Source organism: Paenibacillus sp. FSL M7-0802, from assembly GCF_038004945.1.
In the GTDB taxonomy this organism is placed as follows: domain Bacteria; phylum Bacillota; class Bacilli; order Paenibacillales; family Paenibacillaceae; genus Paenibacillus; species Paenibacillus polymyxa_B.
In genome coordinates this window covers 5,450,755-5,474,385 of the sequence record NZ_JBBOSD010000001.1, presented here as the reverse complement: position 1 = coordinate 5,474,385, position 23,631 = coordinate 5,450,755, and the positions used below count along the sequence as shown (strand labels likewise).

Genomic DNA, 23,631 nt, shown 5'->3' with positions numbered 1-23,631 from the left:
GCCATTCGTATTACTAGTAAGCGGTTGTTTGACCTATAAAACAATTTACTAAGGGGGATTATATTTACATGAAAAAAACATTCACTTTGAAAAATATGATGATGCTGATGATGGCTTTTACCCTATTCATTGCTATGATCGCACCATCTACAGCTGACGCAAGGCGAGGCGGCGGGTTTAAATCCGGGCCTAAATCGTACCAATCTACACCAAGCAAGGCGAATGACAGCAATGGCATCAATAAGTCAGATAGCGGAACCAAGTCAGGGGCAACTGCTGGTAATACAAGCAGAACTGGTGGATTCCTTGGCGGTGGCGGCGGTTTCCTGAAAGGTATGATGCTGGGCGGATTGGCAGGTATGCTCTTCGGTGGATTGTTCGGCAACATGGGCGCATTGGGCAGCTTGCTTGGCCTTGCCGTTAACGTTCTCGCCATTTACGTCCTGATCATGGCCGGAGTAGGTATCTACCGTGCTATTAAAAATCGTCGCAGACCAGATGATTCCAGCGGAGGACGTTACTAAGCTATGATTTTGAGTATGGATGAGATTGTCAACGCTATTTGCTTGCATATGGCTGAACGCAAAGGTGTCCAGCCCACTGATGTGACAGTAGAATTAAGCTGGGAAGAGGATACAGGTTATTCAGCAGAAGTCCATGTACAGGGCCGCAGTCAATATCTGGTGGAAGCCAATATGATTGAAGCAATTCTGAGATACCTGCATTCCGAGTACAATATCCGTGCCTATCGCGAGCAGGTCAGACTGGATCTGGACGAAGAAATTACAGCCATTGTCCAGAACTAACTCTGCATTTCGCATAGATTAGTCGTGCTAAGCACGCTATACAACATCAGAACCGACCTTTGCTTGATGCAAGGGTCGGTTCTTTTTTTGACACCGTTTTTTGTTATAGCTTCTTCGAAATGTGGAAATATAGTGTGAAGTACGTAGCTCCAGTAAAGGCCCAGCCACATCCTTATTTATTGATCAGGCACTTAATGCGGTTGACACTTTAATTTAATTATTATATATTTCATTCAACGGACGGTTAATGAATATGAAAGAAGATGATGTATGTAGTGCATACTCCAAAAAACTCTCGACAGATCCAAGCTGCAGAAACACGTCGAAAAATTCTGCAACAAGCTAAAATACTGTTTTTTAGGGGAGGCTATCATAAAACTACAGTAAGAAGCATTCATAGAGCATTAAATATGGCAGATGGCATTTTGTATCATTATTTTCCTGGTGGGAAAAGAGAATTGCTGACTGTTCTTATTCAAGAAGGATTCGAAGAACAACTAGGAAAACTTAATTCATCTAATTCAGATTTAGAATCCCTTCCATTAAAGGAAGCATTGAAAAAGATATATGAATTGGGAAATGAATTGTTTACGGGGGACATAGAACTCATGCGTATTTTGTTCAGAGAAAGTGATGTGATGGAGCTTTCTGAAACCATTCACCTTTCAAATTTACTTCATGAGCGGCTCCAATGGTTCGCAGGTTTTTTGCAGAGAAGATATGAAAAAGGCGAAGTACGTAAAATGAACTTTGAAATCGCAGCTAGACAGTTCATGTCTATGAGTATACAGGATATTGTAAGCAAATTGATCAATATTGAATTATTAAGCGACCTTTCCAGAGATATTACCAGGGAACAAATTATTGATCATATGCTCGATTTATGGAACCCCTTGACATCATAATCGTGTCAAGGGGTTTAATAGGAAATTAAATTCAACAACCGGTTAATGAAATTTAAATTGCTGACGAAAGCTGAGGTTATTATAATGTCTGAAACGATTAAAATTCATGTACTGCACTGCGGCCAAGTTCAAACCGACATGGCTCTGCCATTTAACCAAAACACACTCAACCCTATTGCTTTTACAGGGATTTTCAGGTCAAAAAAATATCAGAATAAGCTGCCTGTTTCCGCTTATTTAATCGAACATCCTAAGGGCCTCGTATTAATTGATACCGGTTGGCACACCGATGTACGTAAAGATCAGCGCAAATACATGGGTAGAATTCATTACCAAATTAATAAAGCTATTCTTCCAGAAGGTCAGGCAATTGATGAACAACTTCAGAATTTGGGTGTGAAAATAAAGAATTTAGATTATGTCATTTTAAGCCATCTCGATATTGATCATGCGAGCGGTATTAAACTGGTAAGCAAAGCTAAGAATATTTTGACTAGTGACATTGAATGGGAAGCCGCGCCCAAAAGCAAACATCGCTACTTACAACATATGTGGGAAGGAGTCCCGATCAGGACCTTCTCTTTTAAACCATCAGAATATGGTCCACAACATCAGTCATTTGACTTATTTGGTGATGAATCTTTAATTTTTGTGCACACTCCTGGTCATTCCCATGGTTTGTCAGCTACTATTGTAAAAAATAACGGGAAATTTGTTCTCTTAACTAGCGATACAGGATATGCAAAAAAGTCTTGGGAGGAAATGATTCTTCAGGGTGTACTTGTTAATAAACAACAGGCCATTGAATCGTTGAAGTGGGTCAAACATATGAGTAATGAACCTAACTGTATAGAAGTGATCGCTAATCATGACCCAGACATTAAGCCGCATACGATTGTGTTATGATGAGTCATATCTTTGGGGGGCGTTAAGCAAAAGCCCATCCCGATGCCAATTGGAAATAAATCAACTTCCAAGCAATCGGTGATGGGCTCATTTGCATTAGTCAAATCGGTATACCACACTACAGTATTTTAGCTACCATTAGAAGTTTGAATTCATCTACCTTTGCGGCACCCTTTCGAGTAAGCCACTACCGTACATTTCCCGAAACGGCTGCTCTTCCATATGAATATAGCCTATATAGCAGCCGCATTCTTTCATTCGGCACGGACGTTTGCCACTCAGACCCTCAAGACCATCCCTGTATAAGTGTCCAAGCACCCGTCGATCCTGATAGCAGTGTTTTACTCTTCCGTCACCCTGGACATAAAATACATCTTCACCGGCGCGACATCCCCGCCCCTGACTGCTATAATCCTTTAAATTCCATTGAAAATAGTGGTCTATCGCAGTTAATTCAGCAACCTCAGCATCTGTATAATAATGTGGACGATCCTTGTAGGCGTTGATCCACAAATAAACATCCCTTGGAAGTTGCGATCGCAAGGAACGAATAGCCGGAAATGCCTGTCTTAACCCGACGGTACCGACACTATAGGAAATACCAAGTTCATATAGCTTTATAGCCTGCGATATAAAAACTTGCTCTTTCGTCTCTCCAGGGTGATATGTAGCCCACAGCGCAGCAGTCTCCGGGTTCAGTTCTTGCGTCCAATCCAGCTTAGTCGATAGATTCGTCTGTACCGCCACTTTTTCCACATGTGCCATGTGAGAAAACTCAATCATGGTCTTGCGATACCAGGAATGAATCAAGGCTTCTCCATACGGATTAAAAAAAATAGAGAGACGATGCCCCAAAGCGCCCTGTTCCCGTACCCAATCAGCAAAACGTTCCAACTGGGCCCGATCCTTGTTCAACGTTTCCCGACTATCAACGTTTTTACTGAACGGGCAGTAAGGGCAAGCATAGTTGCAAGAGGTCAACGAACCACGATAATATAAGGTCGCTCTCATGCGCCTACATATCCTTCCATGCGCTCACGTACTGACGTGGAGATCATCCAGTCCCCAATCGCATCGGAATAGGCCATTCCTTCCTCTGTAAGTCGCAGCGTACCCTCCTCGACGACAGCCATACCGGATTCCAGCAGCAACGACATTCCTGTAAAATCGTCCGACAGGGATACACCGAAGCGCTCTGCATAGGCCGATAGCTCCAAACCTTCACGATGAAGAAGCGCCTTTAAGATAAAGCGTCGCTTACTCTCATCCACATTTAAAATAAAGCCGTAGTCAGCCAGATCATGACGTTCCGCAGCAACATAATCTGCGATAATACTACGCGTAGCTGCTGCACTAACACCATAACGGCTAGCATAGTGGACATTGCGTGTATAGGAGCGTGCACCACACCCCAGACCGGCCATACCTTCCTCCTGACAACTGTAGGGCAAAAGCTCTTTGCTGGATATACCATCATTTTTAGCAAAACGGCGCATGGAATATTGTACATATCCTGCCTGTTTGAGCTGTTCACGCGCCACTTCATACAAAGTAAGGCGAATATCATGATCCAGCCCGGTGTAGCCTGGCTTTAAAATCGTATTTTCTCGAATATATAACGGGTAAAGAAAAATCTCTCCTGGCGAGTAAGACAGTGCTTCCTCTAAAGAATACAGCCAGGTTCCCACCGTTTGACCAGGCAGGCCATAGATCAGATCCACGTTCAGCAAAGGAAAGTTGTATTCCACCAGCCGCTCAAGTGCTTCTCTAACAAGTTTTGGCTTCTGAGGTCGGTATATGGCGGCACTTTCAGATTCCACAAAGCTCTGAATTCCCATGCTGACACGATCTGTCCCGCGGCGCTTGAGCACCTCCAACCTATCCTCAGTCACAGTATCGGGAGAGGTTTCCACCGAAATAGAAGCTCGTTTAGGGTCCAGTCCCATTATATTTTCCGCAATGTCAAACAAGCGCTCCACCAAAGGAGCCTCCAGTAAGGTCGGTGTACCGCCGCCAATCGCAAAACGCGAAAAAGGCCGACGGCCCATAATTGGTGCCCATTGCTTGGCTTGTCTTTCTAGCGCATCCACATACTCCTTATGTACATCCAGACGCTTGTCCGGCAAAGTGAAGAGGTTACAAAATCCACAGCGAGCCGCGCAAAATGGAATATGCATATACAAAAAATAGCTTTCTAACTCCTCCTTCTCCCACAACTCCTGCAATGAGAGCGGTGTATCAAACGGACGATAGGCCGTTTTATGTGGGTAAGAGTACAGATAGGAGCGATAGGGAGCTTCACGGATCGTGCGTGCCCATTCAACAGGAGTTTCAGGCCACTGAAACCTAGACGGTGTTAAGTTTGTATCTATCTCCGAGGCTGCCGCACCCGTTGGATGCGAGTGATTCAGATTCATGGCTTTCATTTCTGCTCCTCCCTCGCGCTGGATTGATTTCTTGATATTTTACCAGTGCAATCTATATTTCTATTTGCTCTATAATATAAATTCGCGGTAAGGCACATTCCAGACTACCTCATGCGCCAGACGATGTCCTTCATAGCCGTCTTCCCCATAAGCTGTACCATGATCGGAAAAAACCATACAAAACGTTTTACCCCGATTTCGTAAGGCATCAAACAAACGTCCAAGTTCACCATCCACATACCGTAAGGCTGCCCGTTGAGACTCCACTGAATCTTTAGCAGAGCCCTTCACAAAATAATGATTAGGCCCATGAATCGCTGATACATTCAGAAACAAAAACAAGCGCTGCGACGGGTCTGTATTCCCCAACAGTTTCAGAGCATGATTCACCTGATTCTCCGTCGAACGAGGGTTGGTAACGCCAAAGTTCATACGCCAGTAGCTTTCTTGAAAATATCCAGGCAGCACCTTCGCAAGCTTATTTTTCTTCGTGAAAAAAATAACGCCGCCGATACAGATGGTCCGATAACCTTCACCCTCTAGCCCGGACACAATATCTGGGGCATCGAACAGCCAGGTATGTGGATGCGTACGCAGTCCCGTATCCTTTGTGTGAAACAGTCGGATATGTGAAGTCTTATCCGTATTCGCCGGAGTCGGCAAAAATCCGCCAAAAAAAGCATGATGTGCAGCATAGGTAAAGCTACCCGGTGTATGGCGTTTTTCCCACGAGCCGGAGCCGCACAAATTCGGACAATTCTCTTCCTCCAGCTTTGCTACATCATAACGCAGGGTATCCAGCGTAATCATGACAATATCATGAGAGCCGACAATTTGGTTCATATCAGTCATATCTGTCTTTCCTTTCCCTAACCACGCTCCTATTAGCGAGGTGCTGCATTTCCCATTCATACGGATTCCAACCCTGATGTTCAACCCGGTACAGCAAATCACCGAACGGATTAACATCCAACACATAGGGACGACCCCCATGAGCCGGAACCAGCACATCCAGTCCAGCAACCATAGAGGCTGGAAAAACACTCATAGCAGCTTTCGCAGTAAGCTGGACCGATTCCACCGTACTCTGTGGTAATCCGGCTTCCTTCAGCGAGAGCCGCTCATTACGCAAATGCAAATTCGTAATGGGACTATGGCTCAAACGCAAAACCGCATGGCAAGCTTCTGATCCGCACACGAGTTGACGCACATCATAAACACGCCCGTTCAGGGTCGCTTTGGGAATCCAGCGCTCCACATGTACCCCTTCCAGGCATAGCCAGTTAAGGATAGCATGAATGTCCTGCTTATTCGTATAACGACGCAATCGTCCGGCATTATAATACACGCGCTGTCCGCGTATGATTTCCGTTCCAATCGTGGTCACCGCCAGTTCCCCGTGTGTATGGGGATGTACCTGATAGGCCATGACACCAGAAGCACCGGACCCACAAAATATTTTCACAAATACGCGGTGAAACCCGCTCTCCTTCATTGCCGTGTGCAGATCATCAACATCACGAAATGCACCACCTGAAGATGCAAGTACTGGCGGGACCCTTATGTCTGCCTTGCCTAAATCGGCGCTACAACGCCGTTTGTCGAACATTACGGCCACTTCCGCCGGATCATTCATCCAGTGTGACGAGGGCCAGAGCAGAGCCACTTCATCCCGCAGCCAGGCCAGCAGACGGCAATAGCCCCGGAACCATTGTGCCGGGTGCCAAATACGACCGTGCTGCTCCTGCAGACGTCGCGCTTCTGCCGCCGATATACCTGTGCCTCGTGTCCATTCGGGCCATGGCAACAGAGAATCGTCTCCCTCAACATCCGAGGCGCCCAGAGCAATCAACTCACGCTCTACCTCAAAGTTTTCGCCCGGTGCATCCAGACGAAGCAGCGGACCACTGTCCATCTGCCCCGCCAGTAACTGATCAATGCTCTCTTGCACAAAAGAACTGCCATTCACGCTATCCTGCGTAGCTCGTGCAGCTATTCGCAACATCAGCTCGCTCAGACCTTGTTTCTGCCGAATAGCTTCCAGCACATTCTTATAGGAAACCTCCAGAGCGGGCGGAAGCTTTAATCTGCTTCGCGCCTCCTGCAGCCCGGTAGTTCGACGATTCCCCGGATTACCGAACAAGATAAACGGCTCGCTGACATTACAGTCTGACATCCTAACCATAGAGCCGCCTCACTTTAGATCATTTTAATTTTGAAAACAGTCCGTTTTAGAAATCCATTTAACAAATTACTCAGTCAGTGATGGATAGCGCCAATCATCTTCCTCATCCGCTTCTTGTTGATCTTCCACGTTCACAGATAGACCCGAGCTTTTCCAACGTTGCATCATTTCACTAGACATATAATGATAGCTCAAATCCAGATGCTTCAGCCCTTTTATACTTTCACTAGCCAGCAGCGCTTCTGCACCTTTATCAGACAACGTACCTTGTGAGAGATCCAGCACTTCCAGCTGTCCAATCACAGGGGCATTAGCTGCTGCAATTGCAATTTCATCCTGTATTTCACTATCTTTGAGTCCCAAGTATGTAAGTTTGGGAAAAGGATTGCTGTCCAAGAACGGCAAAATATCATTGAGGTTACCGTCAAAACCATAGTCCTCGACACCCAAATACAGTTCCAGCTTGCGCAGTTCAGGCAGTTCGGCATTACGTATTTGCTGAAGAACCCTCGCAGGCAGGCCACCACAGATAATAACCAATTCCTGAAGATGGCTATGACGAAGCGGCTCCAAGCTCAGGTCCTGGCTTCCTTTGATATGAAAGGACTCCAATGCTGGAAACGCTTCTAACAACGGGGACAGATTCGTCTGGTTAATCCATGAAACCTCACACTCATCATATTCCATATCACCAATAAACAGTTTGCGTATCTTAGGGAATTGATCTTTGAGCTTCACTAACACTGGGATAAAATCCTCTGGTGAACTTTCATAGGCGCCGCCCCAATCTCCAATGATGAGATCAGTAATTTGCGCGCTCTCCGGCTTGGCTGCCAGTTCCTCAATAGATTTAGCCATCGTTTGGCCATTCTCATAAGCTTCATAATCCACTACCAATTTCACTTCCATCTTACAATTCCTCCGATCGCTTGTCTGAGATCTCGTAAACTATCTATTTCCAATTTAGTCTATCCTATTCTACCAATGTTCGTCAAAAATAGTCCTATATCGACATCAATCCTATGTAAAATGTGCTTAATGAAATAAAAACAAGACAGCCCGCTAAGCAGGCTGTCTTGCATATTCACAATAAACTTCTACTATTATATAGTACGTGAGTTTAGAGCCAAATTATTGGCTAATTGTAATCGGTGAGTTATCGGACAGCAATGCCAGATTATTCACGATCACATTCTCCTCATTGCTCAAACCACTGGTAACGAGTGTTTGGGAACCTGCCGTCTGAACAGTCTTCACTTCCTTGCGTTTCGCATGGTCTCCGTTTACAACATATACATATTCTTTACCTTGATCCTTTTGAACTGCCGCAGTAGGAACCACAATGCCTTCTTGTGCATTGGCAGCGACAAAGCTGATATCAGCCAACATACCGGATTTCAGTTTCGTGTCTGGATTCGCTACTGAGATTTTTACAGGATAGCCTTTTCCACTTGCATCCAACGGGCTTACATTTTTAACTGTACCTGTTGTTACAATGTTGGAAGCTGCAACACGAACCTGTACCTTGTCACCTGCTTTTACATTGTTGATCTGTTCGGCTGGAACATAGATCAAAGTATTGACTGTACTCAGATTAGCGATGACCAGTGCAGGAGACTGAGCGGATACCATTTCGCCCACTTCTGCATTTTTCGTACCCACAATACCATTGATCGGTGATGTAACAACGGTGTCATCCAATGCATCCTGAGCAATGTTCACATTCAGCTGAGCCTGCTTAAAAGATTGTTGGCTGGACTCGATAACCGCAGTATTTTGAGATACTTTGAGCTGATTTTGCGCATTACTGTAACCGCTATTGGCATTACTATAGCTATTTTTTGCTGAATCATAGCTGTTGCGAGCTGTAGTTAGGGCCTTCTGCGCAGCTACCAACTGATCTTGCGCATTAGCCTGAGCATTTTGTGCATTATTGTAAGCCGCTTCCGCATTCACAACTGCTGTTTTGGCTTGTTCTAATTGTGCTTGGGTACTCGCACCTGCATCAAATAGACTTTGTGTGCGTGTTACATTTTTCTGTGCATCTGCCAAAGCTTGCTGCGTTTGTTTCACCGTATTGGCTGCCGAGGAGACACCATGTGTTGCTTGTTCTACGGCTGTAGTGGCTTGATTAATAGCCCCCTGTGCCTGATTGATTGCGCTTTGGGATTGAATCACGCCGCTCTTGGACTGCACTAAGCCCGAGTTTGCTTGAACCATCGTAGATTCGTGGGATGCTTGAGCGGTGCTTACTCCGGCTGCTGCCGCAGCTGCTGCGGCGCGGGCTTTCGCAACATTATTCCGCATGTCCTTATCATCAAGCTTGAACAGTACTTGACCCTTTTTAACCTCGGTGCCAATATCCACAGGCAGTTCAACCACTTTGCCGCCCACTTTAGGCACGATGTTCACCGTCTCCGAAGGTGTTACGGTTCCTGTATAAATATTTCCCTGTCCGATAATTCCCTGCTGTGCTTGGCTGATTTTAACCGGAACGACCATATCCTGAGCCGCCCCGCTATTACTGGAGCAGCCTGCCAGCACTGCGCCGCCGAGCACTAAAGCCGCTAATGTACTTTCTACTCTCAATATTTTCATGATAATTCCCTTTCTTTCTGTCCGTGGAAATAATGTAAGCCATCCAGTCGTATTTTATAGTTCTTTGGTTATGCTTCCGGCTGTGTCTTTGCTTTCTTCCTCTGAATAAACAAAAAGATTAGTGGAATCGTGCAAAACAGCGGTATGGATGAAATGAGGAACGTATCCCCAATTCCTCTTGATGTAGCATCCAGTGTGATTAAACTACTTATGGATGACATCCATGAGCTGCCCAATGTCGCTTGTAGCGTATGAGCCGAGTCTGGTGTAATGGACTCCGAAATTTGCTGGGCATGAGCAGCCGAACGGCTTTGCATAATGGCGGTTAGCACCGCAATCGCCATAGATGCAGCCACAGTACGTACCAGATTGGACGCTGTAGACGCATTGGCTACCTTGCTCGGATGAACGGCATTCATGCCGACCGTGGACAATGGCATCATGCAAATACCAATTCCCAGACCCCGTAATGCCATTACGGTTTCCAACCAGGCATGCGAAGTATCTGGCGTAAGCTGGTGAAGATGATAGGTCATAAAGCTGGTTAGCGTCAGGCCCACAAGTCCCAAAGGCACAATGCCGAACTTATCGAACAGCTTCCCGGCAATAGGCATCATAGCCGCCATGGCAATGGCCTGTGGAATGAGGATAATACCGGTATCAATCGGTGACACACGCTGGATATTTTGCAAAAACAACGGTGTTAGGAACGTTCCTCCGTACATCCCCATCATGACCAGACTGGAAGCAATAACACTAATCGTATATTTTGAATTCTTGAATAATGAGATTTCAATTACCGCATTATCCTTCCCGCTTTCTACATAGATCAGAAAAACAAGTGCCCAGAAAGCAACAAACAGCAAGGATACAATTCCAAAAGAAGTCCAGCCATCACGCTGTCCGTTTGTCAGTGCGTACAAAAGTGTTCCGGCACAAGTTGCGGCCAGCAAAAAGCCCGGTAGATCAAACGGCTTCGGCTCTACTTTAGGCGGTTCTTTGATTAGAAGAATAACCATTAAAATTGCAAATAAAGCAACTGGCACACTGACAATAAACAAGAACCGCCAGTTAAACCACTCAATTAAATATCCGCTGAGCGTAGGCCCTACAGCCGGCGCTGCCATTGCGGCGATCCCCCATATACCAAGGGACATACCGATTTGTTCACGCGGCATAATTTTGTAAATAATCGTCATACTCAGCGGCATAATAACACCACCGCCCAGACCAGCCAGCACCCGTGCTGCGATCAGGGAAGAATCACTCCATGCAAAAATACATATTCCCGTTCCCAGCGAAAATACGCTGAGCGCAAGAATCAAAAACTTTTTGTATCCGAGGCGCTGCTCCATATATCCGGTAATCGGTACAATTACACCAGATGCAAGCGTGTAACCTGTAATAACCCACTGAATACGTGTCGTCGTAGATCCTAAATCCGTCGTCAATCTAGGAATGGCGACATTGATCAGACTGTTGTTCAGAATGGCGACAAAGGCGCCTAAAACGATAGCGAAAAAGGCAAGCCAGCGTTCTTTGGAAGAATCTGTCGAAGGAGCAGCAGCAATATCATTGGCAGCCACATGGACCCCTCCTTTTTAAGGTGTATGAATTTTTACTTCCACGTTCGTTCCAGGGATAAGCTTCATATCCTTCGGCTTGTTCACAGCAATCTCTACAGGCACACGCTGAGTCACCTTGTTAAAGTTACCACTTGTGTTCACTGCAGGAACGAGTGAGAACACGGCGTTGGAGGCTTCGCCCACTTTACGAACTTTACCCTGAATCACCTGGTCACCTGCTGCATCAAGCGTAATATCAACAAGCTGTCCTGGTTTAATACGGTTAATATCGGTTTCTTCAATGTTCGTGGATACGTACAAGCTGTTCATATCCACCATAGTTGCAACAGCACTACCCGGCGATCCGATTTCATGCTCTTTCGAATAAATCTTAATAACGGTTCCGTTGATCGGCGCGCGCAGTACGGACTTGCTGATCATACTCGCATCCAGCCCCGATACATCCTGCTCGGCAATCGGTTCATTACGCTGAACAACATCACCTTCTTCCACATCAATGTGGCTAATTTCTCCGGAGATTTGCGGCATTACCTTATATTGATCGGCTTGAATGCGCGCATCGTCACTTTTAACAAAGTGTGTTGCTTGATACCAATAATAGTAGCCAATAGCTCCACCGCTCAGAATGAGCAGTACAATGAGGATTGGCAATACAGTTTTCTTACTCACTTCTTCCACCCCTGTTGTCCAAAAAATTTTATTATTCAACGCTAATATTTTAAAATTGAAATATTAGGCCATTAAACCAAATAGAGAACGTAAATAAACACATGGCAACATTCCATGCAAAAGACAGGACTAACTTTATGTACATAGGACAATCTGATCCATGATCCACAAACCGTCTTTTTATATTTAAATATTTTCATATAACTATTGTACATTGAAATATTATAGATATATTTATCTATTCAGGCAACATAAATTTTCAGTTTTTTCATAATTTTTTTTCATAAAAAAGAGCCTTGTTTCCAAGGCTCTTTCACGAAAAGGGATAGTTTACAATTAAAGGGTTACACAGTAACGTTATGAGAAAGGTGTAGGTACAGCTGACCGTTGTTTGCAGTTTTTCGCCCCCTGCCCTTCCTTCGTGTTCCTATTCATTCTATTCCCTTGAGAAGCTTGCTTTTCCATGCAACCCCCGCAACGGCAGCGTTCTGTCGTCCCATGTACATCCTCTTTGGAATCCCGTAATAGCCGCACGTAATCCAGAGATTGCTGTAAAGAAGCAGGTCCCGGAATGAAACGGACCTTCTTGCCTTCTAGCAGACAATATACCTCAATAAGCTGAGGGAGAGCTCCAAATGCATAATAACAAAATGCATTTGTCATATGTTGGAACGTACTAATAACGTTAGGGTTATAGTCAACGATGTACTTTTGAATGAGCAGGGAATCTGCTTCTGCTGATAGTTGCCAAGCAGCCTGAACAATAAGCGAAATATTGACCTCTAACTCAGGCACAGACGTACAAAATTGTTCATACAGCATTACAGGTACCAGCAAGTCATTATTTAAGCCACAAATTTTTGACAACTCACCTGACACTTTATTTTTGACATCCCAATAATGGAACAAAGATTCAAAGTTGTCTGACTGCTTGGGCCACCATTTCTCCAGCACATACTGGACAGGGACTTCCCGCCGCACCTCTACTTCCATTCCAAAGTATTCGTTCAGCGCATGCCCTATTGCATATTGAACCCGTTGCCGCCAATTCCAACCCTCACGCCCTCTTTTCCTCTGTGATTGACGAATTGGCTGTGGAGTTCTCCACATCTCCTCAAGCTGATAGTCGTGCAGAAGAGGAAAGGCGCTTAAGCCATCGCTATTGCGCATACCTATCCCTCACTCTCTTCTCAGGACACCCCAATACCCGCCTGTGCAAATTGTCTTCCGTAAGCTCGGCAATTCTCCTTATCATCATCCAATGGATTAAATTCAATCTTCAGACTCTCCTGAATGACCGATGCGCCGCGTTCTTTGACTTTTTCCTCTACCAAGTCCACTGCGCCACAGAATTGCGTATAAGATGTATCTCCACTGCCAAATACTGCGGTCTTTTTACCAGACAAATCAAGCTCGTCTAGTTCCTCGTAAAAATCCAAAAATTCATCAGGAAGCTCACCATCTCCCCATGTATATACACCCAGTAGGAACCCGTCATATGCGAGCAGTTCTTGCGCGCTGCAATCATACGAAGCCTTCAACTCCGCCTCGTGCCCTGCCTGACGGACGCCCTCGGCGATCAATTCCGCGATTTCCTCTGTATTACCTGTCAAACTGGCATAAGCAATCATGATTTTACCCAAGTTCATCCCTCACCTTTATTTGAAATATGGGATGCTTTCACTCCCTGTTACTCAAATAATATTTGATAATGATTCTCATTGTCAAATGTTAATTTCAAAAACTAGGTTTAATCTTATGGAAATATACGCAAAACAGCCGCATTACATGCGGCTGTTGGCAGATAAACTCTATGGATAAACAAATTATTAGTTACAACATAGGTCATTACCTTATAATGCGCTCCGCCAACATGAATCCACGCTTCGGCAGAAGCTTCGAACGAAGGCTTCGTCTACCACAAAACGCTGGCTACAGGCAGTTTAGGCAGTTTGTGTTTAATTAAGTAGAACTTCAGCTGTGTTGATAAAAAAATATTATGTACGTACAATACAATCCGTTTTTCATTATTATGATAAAAAAAGGATGGTTGTACGTACAAGTGGGATTGATTTCATTTTAATATGGAAGCGCTATAATTACAAGTACATCCTAGAAAAAATATTTTGGACCATTTGACTACTTACTTATTTATGTAATCATTCGATTGTTGCTGAGGTTTGTTGTACAATAGACTCCATATGGGGATTTCTGTGCAGCTTGCTGCCTGAATCCTGAATTGACTGCTGAAGGATGGATTGTACATGTATGTAGCACAAGAATGGAAAGACTATGAAGTAATGGATACAGGCGGTGGTGAAAAACTGGAACGTTGGGGTGATATTGTCCTGCGTCGTCCCGATCCGCAAATCATATGGCCTTTGGCCCAGGAAACAGCCGAATGGCGTAATGTTCATGGACATTACCACCGTAGTTCCTCCGGTGGTGGCAACTGGGATATGAAAAAACCTATCCCCGAGCGCTGGACAATTAGCTATGGACCGCTTAAATTCCACATTAAACCGACCAGCTTCAAGCATACCGGTCTTTTTCCAGAGCAAGCAGCGAACTGGAGCTGGATGATGGATAAAATCAAAGGCGCAGGCAGACCAATTTCCGTACTGAACCTGTTTGCATACACGGGAGGAGCCACGACTGCTGCTGCGTATGCTGGAGCTAGTGTAGTTCACGTGGATGCCGCCAAAGGCATGGTGCAGTGGGCAAAGGAAAACGTTCAATTGTCCGGTCTGGCTGACCGTCCGGTACGCTTCATTACGGACGACGTATTCAAGTTCGTGCAACGAGAACAACGTCGGGGCAACCGTTATGATGCCATTATTATGGACCCTCCTTCTTACGGACGCGGACCAAACGGAGAAACTTGGAAGCTTGAAGAAAGCTTATACCCGTTTCTCGAATCCTGCATGAGCATTATTTCAGATCAACCGCTGTTCATGCTGATTAACTCTTATACTACAGGTATTTCGCCTACTGTATTGCGCAACATGCTGAGCATGACCATGCAACAAAAGTACGGCGGCCAAATTAGCGCTGGTGAAATTGGATTGCCGATCACACGCTCGGGATTGAATTTGCCTTGTGGTATTCTCGGACGCTGGGAGGCTTAAATTCCTCTTATGACTCAAAATGAACTTACCCGGCTTGAGCATGCACAGCCGAATATTCCTGTCCTCTATGAGGACAATCATGTTTTGGCGGTTGTAAAGCCTGTCAATGTTCCAACGCAAGAGGATGCCAGTGGTGATCCTGATCTGTTGTCTTTACTCAAGGAAGATCTAAAAATTAGACACAATAAGCCTGGTAACGTTTTTTTGGGTTTAGTTCACAGACTGGATCGGCCTGTAGGTGGAGCCATGATTTTTGCTAAGACGTCCAAAGCTGCTTCTCGCCTGTCTGAGTCGGTTCGAAGTCGTCATTTTCACAAACTGTATACAGCAGTTCTGAATGGCGTTCCTACGGCCCCACAGGGCCGTCTAACCCATTATCTGCTAAAGGATAGCCGTACCAACACGGTTCAAGCGGTTCGGCCTGGCACGGCTGGTGCGAAGGAAGCCATTTTGGAGTACCGCATGATCGGACAAGCAGATGGACTCAGTCTCGTGCAGATTAAGTTGCACACCGGACGCTCACACCAAATTCGTGTGCAAATGCAGGCGATCGGCTGTCCCCTCTACGGTGACCAAAAATATGGCGGTAATCTGAGCCGGCCCGGTCAACAGCTCGCGCTCTGGTCCTTACTCGCTGGAGCACCGCATCCGGTTAGCAAGGACGATATGAGATTTCACTCGTTACCTCCAGTCCAATTTCCATGGAATGAATGGCCCCGGTCGCTTTATGAGAACATGATTACGTCTGAAATTTGAACCGGAAAGCCCTGCCCTATCTGGATATCAACATCTTCAACCCCATTTGCACAAAGAACCTGCAACGCATGTAAACAAACATGCATTGCAGGTTCTTTTTTTTGCAGAAAATTAAATTAATGCGTCATCCCATCCTTTTATGACGAGGAAGCCACGGACTGCCCCTTCTTGCTGTTTACCAGCTGTTGACGGGGATGGGCGTTTTGTGCATTCGTATTTTTGATGAAAAACGCTAAAATCAGAGCGGCCACACTCAACACTGTTGCAATGATAAAAGCCGAGTTAATCCCATAAATTGTAGCTTGGTTGCCTGCAGCCAGCATCCCCGCTTTATCTGTCACGGTCAGTCCCTCAGATGTAACAATCGATGTCAAACGGTTGCTGCTCTGTGTTGACATCACTGTCACCAGAATTGCCGTCCCAATCGAGCCAGAAATCATACGCAGCGTGTTACTCATCGCCGTACCATGTGCATTCAATCGTTGCGGAAGCTGATTCAACCCGGCTGTTTGGATCGGCATCATCAGCAACGACATCCCGAACATCCGCACCGTATAATTAATTAACAGTGTCATATAGGTGGTTGTTTCGGTCAACCGTGTAAATTCCCAAGTCGTTATAGCCATGATCAGCAAGCCAATTACAGACAACCAGCGTGCTCCGATTCGGTCAAAAATAGCCCCCGTTACAGGAGACATGAGCCCCATCAGAATCGCTCCCGGTAACATTAGCATACCGGACTGGAGCGGTGTAAACCCCCGAATATTTTGCAAATAAATCGGAAGCAATATCATACCGGCGTACAAAGCCATCGTCACAATCACGTTAATGATTGTCGTCAAGCTGTACACATCGTATTTAAAGATACGGAACTCCAGCATAGGCTCATCTGCCTTCAGTTGGCGAACAATAAACAAAATAAGCGCAATAGTCCCAACGATAAGCGTAGACAGGACCGGAATACTTCCCCAACCCGATGTTCCTGCATCACTAAAGCCGTATAATATTCCACCGAAACCGAGCGTAGACAAAATGATGCCGGGAATGTCCAGCTTTGGCTTGGACTGCTCCGTTACATTTTTCAGAAAAATAAATCCGATCACAATCGAAATCACTGAAATCGGCAGGATGATCCAGAACAAAACCCGCCAGTCATAATGCTGTACTATATAACCGGATAAGGTTGGCCCAATGGCTGGAGCAAAACCCATCGCAATCCCCAAGGTTCCCATCGCCCGGCCACGACGCTCTATTGGGTAGATGTTCAAGATAACCACCATCATTAAGGGCATCATGATACCTGCTCCCGCGGCCTGAATAAGCCGACCGATCAGCAATATGCTGAAGCTTGGAGCTACAGCACATAACAGCGTGCCTATTGAAAAAATAGTCATCGCGCTAATAAACAATTTACGAGTGGAGAAACGGGCAATCAAGAACGCGGTCACCGGGATCAATACCCCATTCACGAGCATAAAGCCCGTACTAAGCCACTGAGCTATATTGGCATCTATATTCAAATCACTCATCATTTTCGGTAAAGCCACACTGATCAACGTCTGATTTAATATCGCTACAATCGCGCCAATCAACAGAGCGGCCACAATGGGTGCTCTGCGTACATTACCTGGTAGTGTCATTTGAGGACTGCTCAAGTTGATTCATTCCCTTCGGTGTTAATTTCATGATCATTTGTTTATGGATATCCAGGACCATCTCTAGCTGCTCCTTCGGGATGTCCAGAATGGGCAAGACGCGCTCCATCCACATGGCGTCTACTTTTTGCATGATATCTTTTCCTTCTGGCGTAAGCGTCAGCACTAAGGATCTACGGTCATGCTCATGCCGTCCGCGAGCAATATATCCCGCCTTGGTCAAGCGGTCAACTACCCCACTCATAGAGCTGCTTCCCACATGCGCTATGTCTGCCAGCTCGGATAATCCGATGTTGGGGCGTTTATTCAGAATTGCCAAAGCCATATGCTGAATGGCCGTCAGATCCAAATGCTGCTCCTCATTCCAGAAGGAATAAAATATCGTTTTGTTAACCTCCCTTACCGATTGAATAATCCGGTACACCTCAAGTCTGTCTTCCTCTCTATCACTCACTGGAACCATCCTTCTTTCTAATATCCAATTGACAATCCATATACATATACATATACATATACATATACATATACATATACATATACTAGAAACTATTTGCATACGAAATGTTATTTATTCATAACTATTATTTTATCATCTCTTATGTAAATGTCAACATTCACCCAAATATCACCTATACTTCAACACAAAAAAGCGCGGTATGAATACCACGATAGGTATTTACATCCGCGCACTCCTACTTACCTTAAAATGATAATCTGCTGCGTACAGCTACTTTTCATGTAGCCGCCATTCTAGTTATTCTGCTCGCTCTATTGGTTCCTTTACTCCCTCAGCCTCACTTGTCATTACTGAAGTTTTCGCCTTCGTTGTAATTTTCCCCAACAAATAAACCAGCAAATTTTGATTGTGCTGAGAAATTCGGTTTAGTGCAGAACCCAGAAAATCATCCCGGATTCGCAATCCACGCTCTACTTCTTCTCTCCCTTGATCCGAGATAACAATCCATACAATTCTACGATCCTTTACGTCTCTGAAACGGGTGACCAGTCGATTCCGCTCCATCCGATCCAGCAGCATCGTAACCGCGGCTGGTGTGGTGGCGAGATATGGGATTAGTTGAGACGGTTTCATACGGCCGTATTCGTTCAAAACCTCCAGCACCGTAAGTTGAGCTTCCGTTAGTGATGGAGCCAGCTGCTGCTCCATATGAACCTTATAATCCTTAGCCATTCTGGACCAGATTTTCGCAAATTCGGTCGTTTGCATTTTGCCTCACTCCTTTAAATAACAGGGTCAGTAAAAGCATCAAAGTTACCGTATGGGCCACCGTCCGGATTGTATTTCATCACATTAAATTTTCGCCATTCAGCCCCGGTTTCCTGCCGTTTTTGGAGCACGAAATGAAAAGGGGAAGGAAGTCTCACTTCGGTTTTGAAGGCTGGTCAGGGTTCGACAGCATGACAGCAAAAAGGTCCTCATTCGTGCCGGAATGGCACGAGAGGACCTCTCTTTTTCGAGCTAAAAAGCGCTTGACTTTCCTATTATTCTATGGACTGAGAAGCTTGCGGCTCACTACGCAGCAGCACATTCACAATTTCGTCCTTCTTCTCCACTGGAGCTAGCAGCTTGCCTGTATCCTTTCGGTCGGTCAAAGGGGCCTTTTCCGAAAGGAAGGACATCGTTTGTCCTTCTGCTGTGATTGCAAATAATTGAACAGCTTCACGGCAATAGAAGGCAGCCACGATTCGAGTTCCATTCGAACGTACTCGTTTGCCTTCCTTGAACTCAAAGGTGGTGATACCTTTGCCGCCTCTTCCCTGTGTAGGATAATCCAGCAGAAGCGTACGCTTACCATAACCGGACTCGGTCAGCACCAACACTTCTCCTTCATCCTCTTCTACCCACAACGCCGCGATAATTTCATCGCCTTCGGCTAGCTGTATACCTTTGACACCAGCCGAGACGCGCCCCATCGCATTAACCTCTTGCTCCTTGAAGCGTATACTCATACCCGCGCGGGTAATCAGCATAATATCCTGGGTACCCTCGCTTAACGTTACCGATAACACCTCATCGTCCCCTGCTACTTTGCAGGCGGCTACGGCACTGGAACGTTTTGTAGCATATTCTTTTAATTCTGTACGCTTTACTTGGCCCTTCTTTGTTACAAATACCAGGCTTTTTCCTATTTCCTCGATGTTTTTGAGCGGAATAACACTTACGATACGATCTTCCTTCGATAACGGAATAACGTTGACAATTGGTGTGCCCGGCTCTTTCCACTTATACTCTGGCACCTGATGTACAGGCAATAAAAAGTATTGTCCACGCTGGGTGAAGACGAGCAATATGTCCAGCGTATTCACATCAAGCAATTGGGTAACGTAATCCCCTTCTTTAACACCAGAACTTGAACGTTCCCCGCCTGAACGAGTGAATGACAACATACTTGTGCGTTTCACATAGCCATCTTTCGAGAGTGTCAGCAGCACATCCTCTGCTCCCACCATGACTTCCAGGTTCACCTTAATCTCTTCTACCTCGCCCTGGATATCTGAACGACGGTCAATGCCGTACTTTTCGCGAATTTCCAACAGTTCCTTGCGAATCAGGCTGACCAGCTTGCGATCACTTTCCAGAATAGAACGATATTGCGCGATTTTTTTCTGGATGTCCCCCAGTTCTTTTTCAAGCGTGGTGATTTCCAGATTGGTGAGACGGTACAACTGCAAAGTCAAAATAGAATCTGCCTGACGTTCGCTAAAACCAAACATCCATTGCAAATTATTTTGCGCGTCCTGGCGATTTTTGGAAGCTTTAATGGCTGCAATGACCTCATCCAGAATGTTCAGCGCCTTGACCAAACCTTCCAGCACATGGGCACGATCCTCTGCCTTTTCCAGTTCATACTGGATACGGTGAGTGACAACTTCGCGTTGATGGGCGATATACGCTTCCAAAATGGACTTTAGCCCAAGCTGATGTGGCGCTTTGTTCACAATAGCTACCATGTTGAAGTTATATGCCACCTGTAGGTCGGTTTTTTTCAGCAAATAAGCTAAAATCCCTTCCGCATCGGCTTCCTTCTTCAGCTCCACAACAATGCGCAAACCATTTCGTCCGCTTTCGTCACGAACCTCGGCAATCCCTTCCACCTTTTTCTCCAGACGGATATTCTCCATGGCGGTTACGAGCCTTGATTTGACGATCTGGTATGGGATTTCGGTAATGACTAGCTGCTGCTTACCTCCGCGCAAGGACTGAATTTCCGTTTTGGAACGAATATAAATACGTCCTTTTCCCGTACGGTAAGCGTCCTTGATGCCTTCGCCACCCATAATGAGTCCGCCAGTCGGGAAATCAGGACCTTTGATAAAGGTCATAATCTCTTCCAGCTCAATCTCTGGCTTTTCCATCACCGCAATGCTGGCATCAATAACTTCGCGTAAACTATGTGTAGGGATCTCTGTCGCAAATCCCGCCGAGATCCCACTGGAACCGTTCACCAACAAATTTGGATAACGAGACGGCAACACAACGGGCTCTTTGGCCGAGTTATCAAAATTGTCCTTGAACAAAACCGTACGCTTTTCAATATCGCGCAGCATTTCCATTGCGATCGGAGACAAGCGAGCCTCCGTATAACGCATAGCTGCCGCCGGATCATCATCCTGGGAGCCCCAGTTACCGTGACCGTCCACCAGCACGTGACTCATTTTCCAAGGCTGCGCCATCCGTACCATGCCGTCGTATATCGACGAGTCACCGTGGGGGTGGTAATTACCCATAACGTCCCCAACGGTTTTGGCCGATTTACGATATGCTTTATCCGGCGTATTGCCCGAATCGTACATTGCATAAAGAATACGACGTTGTACGGGTTTTAATCCGTCCCGTACGTCGGGTATCGCCCGATCCTGAATAATATATTTGGAATATCGGCCAAAGCGGTCACCGACCACTTCCTCCAGAAAAGCTGGCAAAAACTGCTCCGATAAGCTCATGTATACACCTCTTTTGATAGCACTACTCTACGTATTCCGTAAAATCTACGTTTTCCACGATCCAGCGCTTGCGCGGATCCACCTTATCACCCATCAAAGTGGACACCCTGCGTTCAGCCTTGGCTGCATCCTCTATCTGAACGCGTAGCAAGGTGCGTGAATCGGGATTCATCGTTGTTTCCCATAACTGATCAGGGTTCATTTCCCCAAGTCCTTTATAGCGCTGAAGCTCAAAATTTCGTCCAAATTCTTTTAAATAATTATCAAGCTGCTCGTCAGTCCAAGCATAACGCACCGTTTCGAGCTTACCCGACTTTCGAGTTATTTTATACAATGGCGGTTGAGCAATAAATATGCGTCCTGCATCAATAAGCTCTTTCATGTACCGATAAAAGAACGTCAACAACAGCACTTGAATGTGCGCACCATCTGTATCTGCATCGGTCATAATGATGATTTTGGAATAATTGCTGTCTTCCAGCGAAAACTCTGTTCCTACTCCCGCACCAATAGCTGCTGTAATAGCACGGTACTCATCATTCTTCATAATATCCGCCAGTTTGGATTTTTCCGGATTCATCGGCTTGCCCTTTAGCGGCAATATGGCCTGAATTTTGGAATCCCGTCCCTGCTTGGCTGATCCTCCAGCCGAATCGCCTTCCACAATAAACAACTCATTACGTGTAAAATCCTTGGACTGCGCAGGCGACAATTTACCATTCAAATTGGAACTTTCACTGCGTTTTTTGCCGGAACGCATTTCATCCCGAGCTTTACGTGCAGCTTCACGCGCTCTGGATGCTTGAACTGCCTTCTTGATCAAAGTTTGTGCTATCTGCGGATTTTCTTCCAAAAAACGCTGCATCTGCTCAGATACGATGGCATCCACTGTACTCCGTGCCGAAGCGCTTCCCAGCTGATCCTTTGTCTGGCCGACAAATTCAACTTCAGCCATCTTGACACTGATTACAGCCATCATGCCCTCACGTAGATCGTTGCCCTCCAAGTTTTTATCCTTTTCTTTCAACATCACCATTTTCCGGGCATAGTCGTTCATGACACGAGTGTAAGCGGTTTTGAATCCCGTTTCATGCGTACCTCCTCCACGTGTCGGAATGGAGTTAACGAACGAAGCAATCGTCTCTGTATAACCCGCATTGTACTGGATGGCAATCTCTACTTCAATGTCTTCTTTCTCGGCATTAAAGTGAATAACATCATGCAGCACATCCTTGCCCTCATTCAGAAAAGCAACAAACTGACTTGCGCCACCCTCATAAAAATACTCATCTGACTTTCCGCTGCGTTCGTCTTTAAGTTGAATACGAAGGCCCGAATTTAGAAAAGCAATTTCCTGAAGACGCTCAGCCAACGTATCGTAGTTAAAATGAATGCCTGCCTGAAAAACACGAATATCCGGTTTAAATGTAATTTTCGAGCCCGTCTTGTTAGTATTGCCCAGCACTTCAAGGCCTGTGGTCGGTTCCCCGACATGCTCCACGCCCTTCTTGTCCTGCCAATATTCAAACCGCTGACGGTGAATCTTGCCGTCCCGGTAAATTTCTACTTCAAGCCATTCCGAAAGAGCGTTCGTTACAGACGCACCTACACCGTGCAGACCCCCGGACTTTTTATATCCCGAACCGCCAAACTTACCTCCGGCGTGCAGAATGGTGAATACAACCTGAGGCGTAGGAATTCCCGTTTTGTGCATTCCTGTAGGAATACCGCGCCCGTTGTCTGATACTGTAACGGAACCGTCCTTATGCATTGTAATATCAATGCGAGAGCAAAACTTGGCGAGATGTTCATCCACCGCGTTGTCTACAATTTCCCATACCAAATGATGCAGCCCCGAAGAACTGGTGCTCCCGATGTACATGCCCGGCCGTTTGCGAACTGCCACAAGCCCTTCGAGCACTTGAATGTCGTCCGCGCCATATTCCGAAGCTCCGCTTTGTGTGCCGGACACTCCCGCAGACAAGTCGATTTTGTCGACCATTCATGCTCCCCCTTTGTCTAATCGTAACCGTGTTTTGCCTTATTCT

Annotated in this window: 21 protein-coding genes and 1 pseudogene; 6 read left to right on the top strand and 16 right to left on the bottom strand. The window is 45.8% G+C overall.

Annotation, left to right across the window (positions count from 1 at the left end; all coding sequences use genetic code 11):
- The first annotated feature begins 68 nt into the window (after nucleotides 1–68).
- From MHB54_RS25015 to MHB54_RS25000, 4 genes are all read left to right on the top strand, one after another.
- Nucleotides 69–524, top strand: a complete 456-nt coding sequence (locus MHB54_RS25015; protein WP_068942664.1) for a hypothetical protein — start codon at nucleotides 69–71, stop codon at nucleotides 522–524.
- Between the two features lie 3 nt (nucleotides 525–527).
- Nucleotides 528–806 carry a YxcD family protein gene (locus MHB54_RS25010; RefSeq protein WP_044647775.1) on the top strand — a complete coding sequence of 93 codons (279 nt, stop codon included), beginning with the start codon at nucleotides 528–530 and terminating at the stop codon, nucleotides 804–806.
- Between the two features lie 275 nt (nucleotides 807–1,081).
- Nucleotides 1,082–1,711 carry a TetR/AcrR family transcriptional regulator gene (locus MHB54_RS25005; protein ID WP_175405308.1) on the top strand — a complete coding sequence of 210 codons (630 nt, stop codon included), beginning with the start codon at nucleotides 1,082–1,084 and terminating at the stop codon, nucleotides 1,709–1,711.
- Nucleotides 1,712–1,795: 84 nt separating this feature from the next.
- Nucleotides 1,796–2,617 carry an N-acyl homoserine lactonase family protein gene (locus MHB54_RS25000; protein WP_044647803.1) on the top strand — a complete coding sequence of 274 codons (822 nt, stop codon included), beginning with the start codon at nucleotides 1,796–1,798 and terminating at the stop codon, nucleotides 2,615–2,617.
- Between the two features lie 156 nt (nucleotides 2,618–2,773).
- Here the strand turns inward: MHB54_RS25000 and MHB54_RS24995 are convergent, their stop codons facing one another.
- The 11 genes and pseudogenes from MHB54_RS24995 to MHB54_RS24945 form a co-directional block, all read right to left on the bottom strand.
- Nucleotides 2,774–3,628: an STM4011 family radical SAM protein gene (locus tag MHB54_RS24995; protein WP_068942668.1), complete on the bottom strand. Its 855-nt coding sequence runs from the start codon at nucleotides 3,626–3,628 to the stop codon at nucleotides 2,774–2,776.
- Complete coding sequence (locus MHB54_RS24990) at nucleotides 3,625–5,043, bottom strand: STM4012 family radical SAM protein (RefSeq protein WP_264453664.1); 1,419 nt, start codon at nucleotides 5,041–5,043, stop codon at nucleotides 3,625–3,627. Before MHB54_RS24990 ends, MHB54_RS24995 begins: the two co-directional genes overlap by 4 nt.
- 69 nt (nucleotides 5,044–5,112) lie before the next feature.
- The gene (locus MHB54_RS24985; RefSeq protein ID WP_023989060.1) at nucleotides 5,113–5,895 is read right to left on the bottom strand and encodes an STM4013/SEN3800 family hydrolase; all 783 of its coding nucleotides are present in this window, start codon (nucleotides 5,893–5,895) and stop codon (nucleotides 5,113–5,115) included.
- Entirely contained in the window at nucleotides 5,888–7,228 is a 1,341-nt protein-coding gene (locus MHB54_RS24980) for an STM4014 family protein (RefSeq protein ID WP_264453663.1), read from the bottom strand. The genes MHB54_RS24985 and MHB54_RS24980 overlap by 8 nt, the downstream gene beginning before the upstream one ends.
- Before the next feature lie 66 nt (nucleotides 7,229–7,294).
- The gene (locus MHB54_RS24975; RefSeq protein WP_023989062.1) at nucleotides 7,295–8,137 is read right to left on the bottom strand and encodes an STM4015 family protein; all 843 of its coding nucleotides are present in this window, start codon (nucleotides 8,135–8,137) and stop codon (nucleotides 7,295–7,297) included.
- Nucleotides 8,138–8,359: 222 nt separating this feature from the next.
- Nucleotides 8,360–9,826: an efflux RND transporter periplasmic adaptor subunit gene (locus MHB54_RS24970; protein ID WP_023989063.1), complete on the bottom strand. Its 1,467-nt coding sequence runs from the start codon at nucleotides 9,824–9,826 to the stop codon at nucleotides 8,360–8,362.
- 68 nt (nucleotides 9,827–9,894) lie between these two features.
- Nucleotides 9,895–11,412, bottom strand: coding sequence for a DHA2 family efflux MFS transporter permease subunit (locus MHB54_RS24965; protein WP_023989064.1), 1,518 nt, complete (start codon nucleotides 11,410–11,412; stop codon nucleotides 9,895–9,897).
- Nucleotides 11,413–11,427: 15 nt separating this feature from the next.
- On the bottom strand, nucleotides 11,428–12,081 hold the full coding sequence (locus MHB54_RS24960; RefSeq protein WP_023989065.1) for an HlyD family secretion protein: 654 nt from the start codon (nucleotides 12,079–12,081) through the stop codon (nucleotides 11,428–11,430).
- Nucleotides 12,082–12,438: 357 nt separating this feature from the next.
- Nucleotides 12,439–13,251: a hypothetical protein gene (locus tag MHB54_RS24955; RefSeq protein WP_340982053.1), complete on the bottom strand. Its 813-nt coding sequence runs from the start codon at nucleotides 13,249–13,251 to the stop codon at nucleotides 12,439–12,441.
- Between the two features lie 20 nt (nucleotides 13,252–13,271).
- On the bottom strand, nucleotides 13,272–13,730 hold the full coding sequence (locus MHB54_RS24950) for a flavodoxin (RefSeq protein WP_034095047.1): 459 nt from the start codon (nucleotides 13,728–13,730) through the stop codon (nucleotides 13,272–13,274).
- Nucleotides 13,731–13,837: 107 nt separating this feature from the next.
- A pseudogene (locus MHB54_RS24945) lies at nucleotides 13,838–13,981 on the bottom strand (hypothetical protein); the annotation flags it as partial.
- A gap of 364 nt (nucleotides 13,982–14,345) precedes the next feature.
- Between MHB54_RS24945 and MHB54_RS24940 the strand changes: the two are divergent.
- Nucleotides 14,346–15,209, top strand: a complete 864-nt coding sequence (locus MHB54_RS24940; protein WP_028540694.1) for a class I SAM-dependent methyltransferase — start codon at nucleotides 14,346–14,348, stop codon at nucleotides 15,207–15,209.
- 9 nt (nucleotides 15,210–15,218) lie between these two features.
- On the top strand, nucleotides 15,219–15,965 hold the full coding sequence (locus tag MHB54_RS24935; protein ID WP_340982052.1) for an RluA family pseudouridine synthase: 747 nt from the start codon (nucleotides 15,219–15,221) through the stop codon (nucleotides 15,963–15,965).
- A 137-nt stretch (nucleotides 15,966–16,102) separates the two neighbouring features.
- Here MHB54_RS24935 and MHB54_RS24930 read toward each other — a convergent pair whose 3' ends face one another.
- From MHB54_RS24930 to parE, 5 genes are all read right to left on the bottom strand, one after another.
- On the bottom strand, nucleotides 16,103–17,605 hold the full coding sequence (locus MHB54_RS24930) for a DHA2 family efflux MFS transporter permease subunit (protein ID WP_028540693.1): 1,503 nt from the start codon (nucleotides 17,603–17,605) through the stop codon (nucleotides 16,103–16,105).
- A complete protein-coding gene (locus MHB54_RS24925; protein WP_023989070.1) occupies nucleotides 17,589–18,074 on the bottom strand; it encodes a MarR family winged helix-turn-helix transcriptional regulator in 486 nt (161 codons plus the stop codon). The genes MHB54_RS24930 and MHB54_RS24925 overlap by 17 nt, the downstream gene beginning before the upstream one ends.
- Before the next feature lie 300 nt (nucleotides 18,075–18,374).
- Nucleotides 18,375–18,845, bottom strand: coding sequence for a MarR family winged helix-turn-helix transcriptional regulator (locus tag MHB54_RS24920; protein ID WP_013310615.1), 471 nt, complete (start codon nucleotides 18,843–18,845; stop codon nucleotides 18,375–18,377).
- Nucleotides 18,846–19,120: 275 nt separating this feature from the next.
- The gene (gyrA, locus tag MHB54_RS24915; protein ID WP_340982051.1) at nucleotides 19,121–21,583 is read right to left on the bottom strand and encodes a DNA gyrase subunit A; all 2,463 of its coding nucleotides are present in this window, start codon (nucleotides 21,581–21,583) and stop codon (nucleotides 19,121–19,123) included.
- Nucleotides 21,584–21,605: 22 nt separating this feature from the next.
- Nucleotides 21,606–23,585: a DNA topoisomerase IV subunit B gene (gene parE, locus MHB54_RS24910; RefSeq protein ID WP_209942629.1), complete on the bottom strand. Its 1,980-nt coding sequence runs from the start codon at nucleotides 23,583–23,585 to the stop codon at nucleotides 21,606–21,608.
- Nucleotides 23,586–23,631 lie beyond the last annotated feature (46 nt).